The organism is Kitasatospora griseola (genome assembly GCF_014648555.1).
GTDB lineage: Bacteria > Actinomycetota > Actinomycetes > Streptomycetales > Streptomycetaceae > Kitasatospora > Kitasatospora griseola.
The window spans coordinates 1-13714 of record NZ_BMRI01000052.1 but is presented as its reverse complement, the minus strand read 5'-3'; the positions used below and the strand labels follow the sequence as shown (position 1 = coordinate 13714).

The following is a 13714-nucleotide window of genomic DNA, read 5'->3' as shown; positions in this document are numbered from 1 at the left end:
CGCGATGAAGAAGCCCACCCTGAAAGCTCCCAAGCTGAAGGCCCCGAAGCTGAAGGCGCCCGACCTGAGCGCGGTGAAGGGCGGCAGCCGCACCGGCCAGTCGCTGCTCGCCGGAGCCGCCGTGCTCGGCCTGGTGTTCGGCATCGCCGAGCTGCGCGCGCCCGCCGCCCCGGCGGCGGGCGAGGCCGGCAAGCGCACCACCACGCAGGTGGAGCGCACCGCACTGGTCTGCCCGCCGCCGCTGCAGGGCGCGGTCGGCTCGACCGCCCTGACGCTGTTCAGCCCCGAGGGCGGCGCCGGCAGCGCGGGCACCGGCCTGCTCGGCGACGTCACGCCCGACAACGTGCTGGCCGCGCAGAGCCCCGTCCGGCCCGCCGCGAGCGCCTCCGGCCAGCCGTCCGACGCGCCGTCGGGCGGCCCCGCCAAGCCCGCCGGGCCGGTGCTCGACGGCCGCGTCACGCTGGCCAAGCCCGGCGTCCCGGTCAGCGGTCCGGCCGCCAACAACGACAGCGCCCCCGGCACCTTCGCGATCGCCACCGGCAACCTCGCCCCCGGCTTCACCGCCACCCAGACCACCACCTCCGAGCAGGGCTCCGCGGCGCTGTCCGGCATCCGCTGCGCGCCGTCCGGCACCAGCTTCTGGTTCGCCGGCGCCAGCACCGCCGCCGACCGGTACGACTACGTCACCCTGGTCAACGCCGACAGCCTGCCCGCCGTGGTCGACCTGCGGATGTACGGCGACAAGGGCCTGATCGAGAACGACCTGGCCACCGGCCTCGCGGTCGCCCCCGGCACCTCGCAGCAGGTCCTGCTCAGCGGGCTCACCAAGGGCCAGGTCGGCGACCTCGCCGTCCACGTGGTCGCCCGCAGCGGCCGGGTCGGCGTCGGCGTGCACGCCCGCGACGGCGCCAAGGGCGCCGACTGGCTGGAGCCGTCGGCGGACCCGGCCGCCTCCGTCACCATCCCCGGCATCCCCGCGGACGTCACCACCGCCCACCTGGTGGTCGCCACCGACTCCCCGGACGACGCCGACCTGAAGGTCCAGCTGTCCGGCAAGAACGGCTGGTTCACGCCCGCCAACAAGGAGACCATCCACGTCAAGGCCGGCATGACCGCCACCCTGGACTTCCAGTTCGCGGCGGAGTCCCGGGAGGGCGCCAGCGCGATCCGGCTCACCCCGTCCGACCCCGCCCACGCCACGCCCGTCGTCGCCGGACTGCGGGTCGACCGGGAGAACAAGGGCAAGACCGAGGCCGCCTGGCTGGCCGGCGGCGCCCCCGTCGGCACCCGGGCCTCGATCGCCGACAACCGGGCCGGGCAGACCGCCCTGCTGCTGACCGCCACCGACGCGGACGCGAAGGTCCGGGTCACCTCCTCGGCCGGCGCGAGCGGCGGAGCCCCGGCGAGCAAGGAGGTGGCCGTTCCGGCGGGCACCACCGTCACCGTGGACGGCATCGACCCGGCCGGCGTGAACGGGCCCTACGCGATCACCGTGGAGACCCTCAGTGGCGGCCCGGTGCTGGCGGCCCGTCAGCTGTCCATCGGCGCCCGGGACGTTCCCACCTTCACCACCCAGCAGCTGCGCGACGACCGCGCCACCGTCCAGGTGCCGCAGGTCGCCGGCGACGCCGGAGTGGTGCTCAAGTAGCGCGGCACGCACCGGCCGGGGCCCCGCGGCCCCGGTCGGGAAGGCCCCGTCGGGAAGGCCTGGCCGGGAGCGCCTACTCCTCGCCGTACCGCGGGTCGATCGCGTCCGGCGACAGCCCCAGCAGCTCCGCGACCTGCTCGATCAGGATCTCGTGGACCAGCGCGGCCCGGTCCTCCTTCGACTTGGCGCGGATCTCCACCGGCCGCCGGTAGACCAGGATCCGGCTGCGCCGCCCCTTCGCGCCCGGGATCACCCGGCCGAGCGGCACCCCGTCCGGCTCCGGCTCGCCCTTGACCGGCAGCGGGACCTCCAGGACGGCGAACTCCACGTCCTCCAGCTGCGGCCAGCGGCGCACCAGCCGTTCCATCGACTCCCGGACGTAGTCGTCGAAGAGCTCGGACCGGGTCAGCGAAATGGGCACCTGCGGCGGGGCCAGCGGCCCGCGCAGGCCGCGGCCGTGCCGGTCGCGGTGCCTGCGGCGGCCGGGACCGGGGGGTGACGAGGGTGTCGAGCTCTCCATAGCAGTGTCGAGCGTAGTCCCTGGATGCCCGGAAGTGGACCACCCGAGCACGGCGCGTGACGGCTCCGGGACACGCGCGCCGGGGGCGGGTCTTCGCGGCCCGGTCCCACTTGCGGTACCGTCCACCCTCGTGAGCTCTGTACGTCGTTGTTCGCGGACCGCGTGCGGCCGTCCGGCCGTGGCGACGCTGACGTACGTCTACGCGGACTCCACCGCAGTGCTCGGCCCGCTGGCGACGTACGCCGAACCGCACTGTTACGACCTGTGCGCCGAACACGCCGAGCGCCTCACCGCCCCGCGCGGCTGGGAGGTGGTCCGGCTGGCCGCCGAGGCCGGGCCGCTGCGGCGCAGCAGCGACGACCTGGAGGCGCTGGCCAACGCGGTGCGCGAGGCCGCCCGTCCGCAGGAGCGGACGACGCGTCAGGGCACCCCGCCGGACGGCGAGTCGGGCCGCCGCGGCCACCTGCGGGTGCTGCGCTCCCCGGACAGCTGAACCGGCCGACACCTCTGCGTTCCCCGGGCCGGGTACGCTGCCCCTCTGCGGCTCGGACGACGCGTCCGGCAGGCGCGCAGCACATCGCAGCACACACACGGGAGCATTCTGGTGCGGGACCTCAAGCAGCTTGTGAAGGCGTACGACGTCCGGGGCGTCGTGCCGGACCAGTGGGACGAGTCGCTGGCGTACGCCTTCGGTGCGGCGTTCGTCGAGGTGGTCGGCGGCAGCGCGATCGTCGTCGGTCACGACATGCGCCCGTCCTCGCCCTCGCTGTCCCGCGCGTTCGCCGAGGGCGCCGCCTCCCGCGGCGCCGACGTGGTCGAGATCGGCCTGTGCTCGACCGACCAGCTGTACTTCGCCAGCGGCAGCCTGGACCTGCCCGGCGCGATGTTCACCGCCTCGCACAACCCCGCCCAGTACAACGGCATCAAGCTGTGCCGGGCCGGCGCCGCCCCGGTCGGCCAGGACACCGGCCTGTCCGACGTCCGCGAGCTGGTCGAGTCGTGGCTCGACGAGGACGGCAAGGTGCACGTCCCCGCGTCCGACGCCACCGTCGGCACGCTGTCCGCCAAGGAGACCCTGGACGGCTACGCGGCGCACCTGCGCAAGCTGGTCGACCTGACCGCGATCCGCCCGCTGAAGGTCGCCGTCGACGCCGGCAACGGCATGGGCGGCCACACCGTGCCCACCGTGTTCGACGGCCTGCCGCTGGACGTCGTCCCGATGTACTTCGAGCTCGACGGCACCTTCCCCAACCACGAGGCCAACCCGCTGGACCCGGCCAACCTGGTCGACCTGCAGGCCAAGGTCCGCGAGGTCGGCGCCGACCTCGGCCTGGCCTTCGACGGCGACGCCGACCGCTGCTTCGTGATCGACGAGAACGGCGACCCGGTCTCCCCGTCCGCGATCACCGCCCTGGTCGCCGAGCGCGAGATCGCCCGCGCCCAGGCCGCCGGCGAGGCCAACCCGACGATCATCCACAACCTGATCACCTCCTGGACCGTCCCCGAGGTCGTCCGTGACCTCGGCGGCATCCCGGTCCGCACCCGGGTCGGCCACTCCTTCATCAAGCAGGAGATGGCCGTCACCGACGCGGTGTTCGGCGGCGAGCACTCCGCGCACTACTACTTCCGCGACTTCTGGCGCGCCGACACCGGCATGCTGGCCGCCCTGCACGTGCTGGCCGCCCTCGGCGGGCAGCAGGCGCCGCTGTCCGCGCTGACCGAGCAGTACAACCGGTACGCCGCCTCCGGCGAGATCAACTCCACCGTCGCCGACCAGGCCGCCGCCACCGAGAAGGTCCGCGCCGCCTACGCCGGCCTGGAGGGCGTCACCGTCGACGAGCTGGACGGCCTCACCGTGGCCGGCCCGGACTGGTGGTTCAACCTGCGCGCCTCCAACACCGAGCCGCTGCTGCGCCTGAACGCCGAGGCCAAGGACCCGGCGAAGATGGCGGAGCTGCGGGACGGCGTGCTGGCCATCGTGCGGGCCTGACCGCCGGGTCAGCCTGCCGCTGACTTTTCGAGTGCCCCGGCCGGTAGGGTTGCCACCGGCCGGGGTACTGCTGTGTCACCGGCCATCCGTACCGCGACAGCCCACAGACCGGAGCCCGACCACCATGAGCCTGCCGTCCTTCCTGCTGGAGATCCTGGTCTGCCCGGAGTGCCGTGCACCGCTCGCCGAGGAGATCGAGGGCGAGACCCACGAGCTGCGCTGCACCGGTGAGGGCTGCGGCCTGGTGTACCCGGTGCGCGACGGCATCCCGGTCCTGCTGGTGGACGAGGCCCGCCGCCCGTCCTGACCCTGCCCCGCCAGTCGCTGGAGGCCAGCCGCCATGTTCGACGACTCCCTGCTGGACGACCCGGCCGCCCTGCAGCGCGCCGACCGCCGACGTGAACTGCTGGCCCTGGCCGGGGCGGGCGCCCGGATCCGGGTCGCGCTGCGCCGGGCCGACGCGGCCGGCGTCAACGCGCTGAACCCGGAGGGGCGCCCGCGCGCGGTGCTGGTCGCCGGGCACGGCGGAGTGCTGACGGCGGCCGCGGTGCTGGCCGCGCTGGCGGTGCCCAACTGCCAGGTGTGGCCGCTGCCGCCGTCCGACGCGCGCCCCGCCGGGCCCGCCTTCACCGACGGCGAGTCCTGGCAGCTGCCCGGCTGGGCCGGCCCGTTGGACCTGGTGGTGCTGGCCAGCGCGGGCGGCCGCGAAGGCGGGATGATCAACCTCGCCGAGCAGGCCTACACCCGCGGCTGCGCGATCGCGGTGATCGCCCCCGACGGCTCGGAGCTGGCCGAGGCCGCCCTCCAGGTGCGCGGCCTGCCGCTGCCGTTCGAGCCGAGTGCGGTGGAGCCCGACGGCGCCGACGCCGAACCCGACCTGCCCGCCGAGGACCCGGCCGCGCTGTGGGCGGTGCTCGCCCCGCTGCTCACCCTGGCCGACCGGATCGGCGTGGCCCCGCTCGCCCCCGGCTCGCTGGAGGCCGCCGCCGACCGGCTGGACGAGGTGGCGGTGCGCTGCCGCCCCGACGCCCAGGCGTACGACAACCCGGCCAAGACACTGGCCGGCCACCTCGCCGAGACCGTCCCGCTGCTGTGGTCCGACGGGGCCGCGGCCGCGGCCGTGGGGGAGCGGTTCGCCGCCGCCCTCGCCGACCGGGCCGGCCTGCCCGCGCTGACCGCCCGCCTCCCGCAGGCGCTGACCGCGCACCGCGGCATGTTCAACGGCCGGCTCGGCGCCGGGGCCGACCCCGACGACTTCTTCCGCGACCGGGTCGACGAGCCGGTGCCGCTGCAGCTCCAGGTGCTGATGCTCCGTCACACCCCGGGCGTCGCCGAGCTGGAGGAGCCGACCTGGCCGGTGGCCCGGGCCCGCCGCCTGGCGGCCGCCCACGAGGTGCGGATCACCGAGCACGCCTCCAGCCTGGAGGACCCGCTGCAGGCGCTCGCCGAGCTGATCGGCCTGACCGACTTCGCCGCCGTCTACCTGGGCCTGGCCACCCGGAACTGACACGGTATCGTCCCCTCGTCAACCAAGGCCCGGCAAAGTCCGGGCCCGCTGCGGAGGGAAGTACCGGGTTGAGTACCGAAGGCGGCACCAAGGCTCTGGTGGCGGCACTGTCCGCGAACCTCGGCATCGCGGTCAGCAAGTTCGTGGCGTTCGCGTTCTCCGGCTCGTCGTCGATGCTCGCCGAGGGCGTGCACTCACTGGCGGACTCCGGCAACCAGGTGCTGCTGCTGGTCGGCGGCAAGCGCTCCAAGCGCGCCGCCACCGAGGAGCACCCGTTCGGGTACGGCCGCGAGCGGTACGTGTACGGGTTCCTGGTCTCCATCGTGCTGTTCAGCCTCGGCGGCATGTTCGCCATCTACGAGGGCTACGAGAAGATCACCCACCCGCACGAGCTGGAGAACTGGTACTGGCCGGTCGGCGTGCTGGTGTTCGCCATCCTGCTGGAGGGCTGGTCCTTCCTCACCGCGTTCCGCGAGGCGTCCAAGGCCAAGGGCAAGCACGGCTGGGCGTCCTACATCCGCCGCGCCAAGGCCCCCGAGCTGCCCGTGGTGCTGCTGGAGGACAGCGGCGCGCTGGTCGGCCTGCTGCTGGCGCTGCTCGGCGTCAGCCTGACCGTCGTCACCGGGGACGCGGTGTGGGACGGCATCGGCACCCTGTGCATCGGCCTGCTGCTGGTGGTCATCGCGCTGGTGCTGGCGCTGGAGACCAAGTCGCTGCTGATCGGCGAGTCCGCCGACGCCGAGGTGGTGACGAAGATCCGCGAAGCGCTGGTCGACCACGACACCGTCACCGGCGTGATCCACATGCGCACCCTGCACGTCGGCCCCGAGGAACTGCTGGTCGCCGCGAAGATCGGCGTCAACGCGGAGGACAGCGCCGCCGTGGTCGCCGAGGCGATCGACCGGGCCGAGGTCCGGGTCCGCAAGGCCGTGCCGATCGCCCGCGCCATCTACCTGGAGCCCGACATCTGGTCCGAGGAGAAGGCGCTCGCCGGCCCCGACGCCGATGCCACGCCGGGCGGTCCCGGCCCGAACGCCCACTGACCCGCGCCCGATCGGTGTAGATTCGTCGGCAGTGCCAAACGTCGCTGCTGATGGCGGTCGATCGGAGCCCGCTCCGGTCGAGGGAGAGAGGTCCTCCGACGGATTGTGCCGCAGCAGAGGGTCGCCACCGTGCCCCTCTGCCGCTCAGCACACCCGTAACCAGGCCCATGCAGCGAGGAGTTCGCATGTCCACCCAGCCCGCCGGCGACTACAAGGTCGCCGACCTCTCCCTGGCCCCGTTCGGCCGCAAGGAGATCCAGCTCGCCGAGCACGAGATGCCCGGCCTGATGGCGATCCGCGCCGAGTACGCCGAGTCCCAGCCGCTGGCCGGCGCCCGGATCACCGGCTCGCTGCACATGACCGTGCAGACCGCCGTGCTGATCGAGACCCTCACCGCCCTGGGCGCCGAGGTCCGCTGGTGCTCCTGCAACATCTTCTCCACCCAGGACCACGCCGCCGCCGCCATCGCGGTCGGCCCGAACGGCACCCCCGAGGACCCGCAGGGCGTCCCGGTCTTCGCCTGGAAGGGCGAGACCCTGGAGGAGTACTGGTGGTGCACCGAGCAGGCGCTCACCTGGCCGAACGGCCAGACCCCCAACATGATCCTGGACGACGGCGGTGACGCCACCCTGCTGATCCACAAGGGCGTCGAGTTCGAGAAGGCCGGCGCCGCGCCGTCGCCCGACACCGCGGACAACGACGAGTTCCGGATCATCCTGGAGCTGCTCAACCGCACCCTGGTCGAGACCCCGCAGAAGTGGACCGAGGTCGCCGCCACCATCAAGGGCGTCACCGAGGAGACCACCACCGGCGTCCACCGCCTGTACGAGATGCACCGCGACGGCAAGCTGCTGTTCCCGGCCATCAACGTCAACGACTCGGTCACCAAGTCGAAGTTCGACAACAAGTACGGCTGCCGCCACTCGCTGATCGACGGCATCAACCGCGCCACCGACGTCCTCATCGGCGGCAAGGTCGCGGTCGTCTGCGGCTACGGCGACGTCGGCAAGGGCTGCGCCGAGTCGCTGCGCGGCCAGGGCGCGCGCGTCATCGTCACCGAGATCGACCCGATCTGCGCCCTGCAGGCCGCGATGGACGGCTACCAGGTCACCACGCTGGACGAGATCGTCGAGCTCGGCGACATCTTCGTCACCACGACCGGCAACAAGGACATCATCATGGCCTCCCACATGGCCCGGATGAAGCACCAGGCCATCGTCGGCAACATCGGCCACTTCGACAACGAGATCGACATGGCCGGCCTCGCCAAGCTCCCCGGCGTGGTGAAGACCGAGATCAAGCCGCAGGTCCACGAGTGGCGCAAGGAGGACGGCAAGACCATCATCGTCCTCTCCGAGGGCCGCCTGCTGAACCTCGGCAACGCGACCGGCCACCCGTCCTTCGTGATGTCCAACTCCTTCGCGAACCAGACCATCGCGCAGATCGAGCTGTTCGCCAAGACCGAGCAGTACCCGGTCGGCGTCTACGTCCTGCCGAAGCACCTGGACGAGAAGGTCGCCCGCCTCCACCTCGACGCCCTCGGCGTCAAGCTCACCACCCTCACCCAGGAGCAGGCCGACTACATCGGCGTCCCGGTCGAGGGCCCGTACAAGGCGGAGCAGTACCGCTACTGACGCAGCGCCGACCGCCGGTGCCCGGCACCCCCGTTCGCAGGGGGTGCCGGGCACCGGCGCGTTCAGTGCGGCGGCAGCACCAACGGGCGCCAGGTCGACTCGTCCGGGCTGTGCGCCGTCAGCCGGTCGAACCAGGTCTTCACATCGCCCTCCGTCACCGCCGCGCCCAGGTTGAGCGGGGCCGGCTCGGCGCACCACCACATTCCTTCCCCGTGCGCGCACTGCCGGGCCCGCGCCTGATCGGTGGGAGCGCTGCCCGTGCCCGCCTCGATCTCCGCCATCGCGTTGTCCCGCACCCGCATCTGCAGGCTCAGCTCCCAGGTGTCCGGGCCGCCCACCGACCGGCGGAAGATGACGTGGTTCAGGTCCGACACGGGCGTCGACGAATCCAGCGAGACCGGCACCTGCACCTTGTAGGCGCCCGACTGCACCGCCGCCGCGACGCGCAGCATCGCCGGCCTGTCCACGCCCGGCATCGCCATGTCCACCAACGTCAGCCAGCGCCCGTCCGACCCCCGGAACCTCAGCTCGATCCTGGTCGGCATGCCCTGGACCGAAACCCAGTACGCGTCCCGGCCGTTCACCTTCGGCGCGGCCTCCCGGCTCTGGGACTCGTCGCCCGGAGAGCGGGACGCCGTCGACCACGGATCCACCTCCGAGTCGGACCCGATCAGCTGCAGCAGGCCGTTCTCCTTGGAGACCGCCGTCTGCAACGACGTGGTGGTGCTCCACTCCGACTCGAGCGTGACCGTCGACTCCGGCAGCCACCCGAACCGCGCCCCCAACGTCAACGGAGACCTGTCGACCGGCGTCGGAACCGCCGGCTGCACCGGAGCGGGGCCGCCGCCCTGCAGCAGGCCCACCGTCAGCGAACCCAGCAGCACCGCCGCCACCCCGGCCGTCGCCACCGCCAGGCGTCGCCGCCGCACCTTCCGGCCCCGGCGCAGCGCCGACCCCGCATCCACCGTCGGCGCCGGGGCCGAGTGCTCAGCAGACATCACCAACTCCTCCAGTCGCGACGACAGCTCCGCTTCCCACTCCCCGGTCATGCCTCCGACCTCCCCTGCTGCCGCAGAGCCGCCGAACGTCGCAGCGCCTCCAGCGCCCGCGAACTCTGGCTCTTCACATTGCCGTTGGAGCAGCCCAGTGCGGCCGCCGTCTGTTCGACCGTCAGATCGCAGTAGTAGCGCAGCACCACGGTCGCCCGTTGCCGCGGCGGCAGGGCCGCCAGCGCCTTCTGCAGGTCCAGTGACACCGCCAGGTCCGCAGCCTCCGGCACCGCCCGCTCCGGCGGCTGCGCGGCCGGCCTGGACCGCCGCCACCACGCCGTGCGCTGCTCCGCCAGGAACACGTTCACCAGCACCGTCCGGGCATACCCGTCCGGGTTGTCCGCCCGGCTCACCCGCCCCCAGTGCAGATACAGCTTGGTGACCGCCTCCTGCACCAGGTCGTCCGCACGATGCCAGTCCGCGCACAGCAAGTACGCGACCCTGCGCAACCAGACCGCCCTGGAGGCCACGAACGCGGTGAACTCCTCGTCCCGCGTCAGCTCCGCCATCTCCGGTGCCCCTCCTCCCCCTGAACCCGCGGCACGAACGCGCCGCCGACCCCCTGATGCGGCCGGGCGCGGAGAAGGTTGCACGGCGGATCCCGCAGGATTCCCGCCCGTACCGAACAGCCGATCACCGGACGGCGGACGCCGACGGCAGCACGTCCGCGCTCCAGCCGCCCCACCCCGCCCGGCCCGCGCGGCGGATTACGTAGGCTTTCCCCCATGCCGAACGGCCGCTACTCCCTCCACGACCCGCACGACGGAACACCGCTCGGCGAGGAGCGCTTCCAGTGCGCCCCCGGCCCCGCCGGCTGGCGCTACGTCGCCAAGAGCTACCGCCCCGACGGCACGGTCCTCGGCACCACCGACCTCACCCTCGACGCCCGGCACCGCCCGATCCGCGTCGAACTCCGCAGCGGCGGCTGGCAGGTGCGCGGCGGCGCGCTCGACGGCGTGCACTGGGTCCGGGCCGCCACCGACCCCGCCACGGACACCGACGCCACCGAGGGGACGGACCGGGCACACGCCTTCACCGGCGACTCGCCCGCGTTCCTGATCGCCACCGCCCGGCTGCTCGACCTCGACCCCGGCGCCAGCACCCGGATCCGCCTGGTCTCCTTCACCGGCCAGGCCCTCGCCCCCCGCACCCTCGACCAGAGCTGGCAGCTGCTCACCGTCGAGGACCACCCCACCGACACCGGCCCGCTCCCCGTCGAGCACTACCGCGTCACCGACCTCGAAACCGGCGAGGTCCGCGACGTCCACCTCACCGGGGACGTGCTGCTCGCCGCCCCCGGCATCGACCTCGAAGAACTCGAAAGCCCGCCCAACCCCCGCCGCTGACACCCCCGTTCAGCTGCCTCGCCCCCTACTCGCCCACGTCGCTCACGCGGGAGGCGCGAACCCCCCGCCCGCCGGCGGCTGCGACGGCATCACGGGAGCAACCGGGGCCGGCTGGACGACCGGCTCGGGCTGCATCACCGGAGCCGCCTGGACGACCGGAGCCGGGGGAGCGGCCGGGGCCGGCGGCGCGACCACGGCGGGCTGCGGCTGCGGTGCCTGCTCCGGCTGCGGGACGCCGAGCACGCGCACCGGCTTCCCGTTCGGCTGCTGCGGCGGAGCGGCCGGCGCCGGGCCGGCCTGCGTCGGCACCGACAGGTACATCGGCGCCGCCTGCGCCGGCCCCGCGTGCGTCGGGACACCGTGTGCGGGCGCACCGTACGCCGAAGCCGCCCGCTCCCACTCGCGGCGCTGGCGCTCCATCGTCACCGCGCCCAGGTACACCATCGACGGCAGGCCGTGCGGCACCGGCCAGCCGATCCGAGCGGCCAGGTCCGCGGCCAGCCGGTCCGCCAGACCCGCCGCCACCGGCTGGTCCAACTCATTCATCCGGCCCAGTAGTTGGCGCATCGAGAGCCACAGCCCGTCCGGCACGGCGGACAGGTCCAGCGCCACCAGGTCGGCCCCCAGCATGTGCATCACGTGCGGCGGCACCGGCGGCACCGCGCCGTGGCTGCGGGCGCTCTGCGGCAGCCGTTCCCGGATCACCAGCGTCCCCGCGAAGATGTCGCCCAGCCGGCGACCCTGCTCCGAGAACAGCGACACCACCACGGCCGGCATCGCCATCAGGCCGAAGTCGATCACCCCCACCAGACCGCGCACCAGGGCGTGCCGGAACCGGATCGGCCCGCCGTCCGTCCGCACCACCCGCAGCCCCAGCGCCATCTTCCCCAGCGACCGGCCGTGCGACAGCGTCTCCACCATCACCGGCAGCAGCACCGTGAAGAACACCATCAGCGCGATGACGAACGCGTCCCCCGCCGCCCCCTCGATCGACGACAGTCCGAGGACCACCGCGAGCGAGACGAAGAAGTACGCCGCCATGTACACCACCGCGTCCAGCAGCCGGGCCAGGGCCCGCGACGGCAACCTCGCCGTCCGCAGCCCCAGGACGACCGCCTCACCGGTCACCAGCTCGCTCACGCCACCCACCCGTTCCGCTCCCGGGCCCGCCGGACGACCCACGTCGCGCAGCCCGACCCCTCGATCAACAGCGGCAAACATACGGCCGAGCACCCCCACCCGGTAACCCCGGGCACCGCAACCGATATCCCCCAACACACCGCGCGCAGCCTCTGGCATGCTGAGCCCCGCACCGCCCCGGCCGCACACCAACCAGTGCCCGCCGTCCTGCCCCGCCGCGCACCCGGAGAGAGCCGCAATGGACCTGGACGTCTTCGTCGCCGCCCACCAGGCGGAATGGCACCGGCTGGAGACCCTCAGCGGCCGCCGCCGGCTCACCGGCGCCGAGTCCGACGAGCTGATCACCCTCTACCAGCGCGCGACCAGCCACCTCGCCCAGGTCCAGGCCTCCGCCCCGCACGCGGGCCTGGAAGGACGCCTGACCGCACTGGTCGTCCGCGGCCGCAACGCCGTCGCCGGCGCCCGCAGCTCGTCCTGGCGCGACGCCGTCCGCTACTTCACCGTCAGCTTCCCCGCCGCGCTGTACCGCTCCCGCCGCTGGTGGCTGACCATCGGCCTGCTCTTCTTCGTCCTCAGCGCCCTGGTCGCGTGGTGGATCGGCACCAACCCGGACGTCCGGAATGCCATCGTGCCGCCCGACCACCTGAACGACCTCACCAAGCCCGGCGGTGAGTACGAGGCCTATTACTCCGACCACCCCTCGGCGAACTTCGCGGCCAAGGTGTGGACCAACAATGCCTGGGTCGCCGCCTACTGCCTGATCTGCGCGGTCGTGCTCGGCATTCCGGTCGTGTTCATCCTGCTCAGCAACATGCTGAACCTCGGCGTCGGCCTCGGACTGATGGCCTCCGCCGGCCGCCTCCCCCTCTTCCTCGGCCTGCTCATCCCGCACGGCCTGCTCGAACTCACCGCCGTCTTCGTCGCCGGCGGCCTCAGCCTCCGCCTCGGCTGGACCGTCATCGACCCCGGCCCCCGCACCCGCACCGTCGCCCTGGCCGAGGAAGGCCGCGCCGTCATCGGCTCCGTCATCGGCCTCACCGCCGTCCTCCTGGTCACCGGCATCATCGAAGGCTTCGTCAGCGGCTCCGCCCTCCCCACCTGGCTCCGGGTCGGCATGGGCCTCACCGTCGAAGCCCTCTTCCTCGTCTACGCCCTCGTCCTCGGCAAGCACGCCGCGGCCCGCGGCGAGCTCGGCGACGTCGAGGCCGCCGACCGCACCGACCACCAGCCGATGGCCGCGTGACCACGGCGTGCCTGGTCACGGGTGCCGTTTCAAACCTGGTAGCCTGGTGATCACCCCGAGGGACCATTGACTTGATCTCTTCGGGTCAGTAGGTTTGAACGGTTGGGCGGTTGGACATACAGTCCGCCCGAGCGTAGAATCTACGAAGTCGCCGGGACAAGGTGAGCATCCGGAAGGGTGCGGAACCGAATTCCAGCGAAAATCCTGAAGCAGAGCAACGCAGAACCTTTGATAAGGTCTGTAGCGAAGTCGAAGGAATTCCCACTCCAGCGGGAAGCGAAAATCGGAGCGAAAAACCTCTGATAAGCTGGAAACACGAAAGAACGAAGCGCCCGGAGGGCCGGTCGGAAGGCCGCCTGAAGGAAGTGTCCGTTCCTTGAGAACTCAACAGCGTGCCAAAAGTCAACGCCAGATATGTTGACATCCCCGGCCGATCCTACTGGATCGGTTGGAGATTCCTTTATGAAGTATCACTAGCGAGGACGCAGTGCGCAGGATCACCTTATTCCGGTGGTTTCTGTGCCGCTCTTTCGTGGAAGCATTCACGGAGAGTTTGATCCTGGCTCAGGACGAACGCTGGCGGCGTGCTTAACA

The 13714-nt window shown here is 72.5% G+C and carries 13 protein-coding genes; 9 read left to right on the top strand and 4 right to left on the bottom strand.

Annotated features, from left to right (window positions below; all coding sequences use genetic code 11):
• Positions 1-4: 4 nt before the first annotated feature.
• Positions 5-1648: a DUF5719 family protein gene (locus tag IEZ12_RS34885; RefSeq protein WP_189278066.1), complete on the top strand. Its 1644-nt coding sequence runs from the start codon at positions 5-7 to the stop codon at positions 1646-1648.
• 73 nt (positions 1649-1721) lie between these two features.
• On the opposite strand, the gene IEZ12_RS34880 is transcribed toward IEZ12_RS34885, so the two are convergent.
• The gene (locus IEZ12_RS34880) at positions 1722-2168 is read right to left on the bottom strand and encodes a metallopeptidase family protein (RefSeq protein WP_043914243.1); all 447 of its coding nucleotides are present in this window, start codon (positions 2166-2168) and stop codon (positions 1722-1724) included.
• Between the two features lie 34 nt (positions 2169-2202).
• On the opposite strand from IEZ12_RS34880, the gene IEZ12_RS34875 reads away from it, so the two are divergent.
• The 6 genes from IEZ12_RS34875 to ahcY all read left to right on the top strand — a co-directional run bounded on the left by IEZ12_RS34875 (position 2203) and on the right by ahcY (position 8342).
• Positions 2203-2661, top strand: coding sequence for a DUF3499 domain-containing protein (locus IEZ12_RS34875; protein WP_189278064.1), 459 nt, complete (start codon positions 2203-2205; stop codon positions 2659-2661).
• A 108-nt stretch (positions 2662-2769) separates the two neighbouring features.
• Positions 2770-4158: a phosphomannomutase/phosphoglucomutase gene (locus IEZ12_RS34870; RefSeq protein WP_189278098.1), complete on the top strand. Its 1389-nt coding sequence runs from the start codon at positions 2770-2772 to the stop codon at positions 4156-4158.
• A 124-nt stretch (positions 4159-4282) separates the two neighbouring features.
• A complete protein-coding gene (locus tag IEZ12_RS34865; RefSeq protein WP_043914240.1) occupies positions 4283-4465 on the top strand; it encodes a Trm112 family protein in 183 nt (60 codons plus the stop codon).
• Positions 4466-4498: 33 nt separating this feature from the next.
• Positions 4499-5665 carry an SIS domain-containing protein gene (locus IEZ12_RS34860; protein WP_189278062.1) on the top strand — a complete coding sequence of 389 codons (1167 nt, stop codon included), beginning with the start codon at positions 4499-4501 and terminating at the stop codon, positions 5663-5665.
• Between the two features lie 68 nt (positions 5666-5733).
• A complete protein-coding gene (locus IEZ12_RS34855) occupies positions 5734-6708 on the top strand; it encodes a cation diffusion facilitator family transporter (protein ID WP_189278060.1) in 975 nt (324 codons plus the stop codon).
• 185 nt (positions 6709-6893) lie between these two features.
• Positions 6894-8342 (top strand): adenosylhomocysteinase, encoded by a 1449-nt coding sequence (gene ahcY, locus IEZ12_RS34850; protein ID WP_043914237.1) that lies wholly within the window; start codon positions 6894-6896, stop codon positions 8340-8342.
• 62 nt (positions 8343-8404) lie between these two features.
• On the opposite strand, the gene IEZ12_RS34845 is transcribed toward ahcY, so the two are convergent.
• Entirely contained in the window at positions 8405-9340 is a 936-nt protein-coding gene (locus tag IEZ12_RS34845; RefSeq protein ID WP_229848578.1) for a hypothetical protein, read from the bottom strand.
• A 47-nt stretch (positions 9341-9387) separates the two neighbouring features.
• Positions 9388-9900, bottom strand: a complete 513-nt coding sequence (locus IEZ12_RS34840; protein ID WP_189278056.1) for a SigE family RNA polymerase sigma factor — start codon at positions 9898-9900, stop codon at positions 9388-9390.
• A 216-nt stretch (positions 9901-10116) separates the two neighbouring features.
• Between IEZ12_RS34840 and IEZ12_RS34835 the strand changes: the two genes are divergently transcribed.
• Positions 10117-10737 (top strand): hypothetical protein, encoded by a 621-nt coding sequence (locus IEZ12_RS34835; RefSeq protein ID WP_189278053.1) that lies wholly within the window; start codon positions 10117-10119, stop codon positions 10735-10737.
• Positions 10738-10779: 42 nt separating this feature from the next.
• Here the strand turns inward: IEZ12_RS34835 and IEZ12_RS34830 are convergent, their stop codons facing one another.
• The gene (locus IEZ12_RS34830) at positions 10780-11877 is read right to left on the bottom strand and encodes an RDD family protein (protein ID WP_189278051.1); all 1098 of its coding nucleotides are present in this window, start codon (positions 11875-11877) and stop codon (positions 10780-10782) included.
• 238 nt (positions 11878-12115) lie between these two features.
• Here IEZ12_RS34830 and IEZ12_RS34825 point away from each other — a divergent pair, with 238 nt between their 5' ends.
• Positions 12116-13120: a stage II sporulation protein M gene (locus IEZ12_RS34825; protein ID WP_189278049.1), complete on the top strand. Its 1005-nt coding sequence runs from the start codon at positions 12116-12118 to the stop codon at positions 13118-13120.
• Positions 13121-13714: the final 594 nt, after the last annotated feature.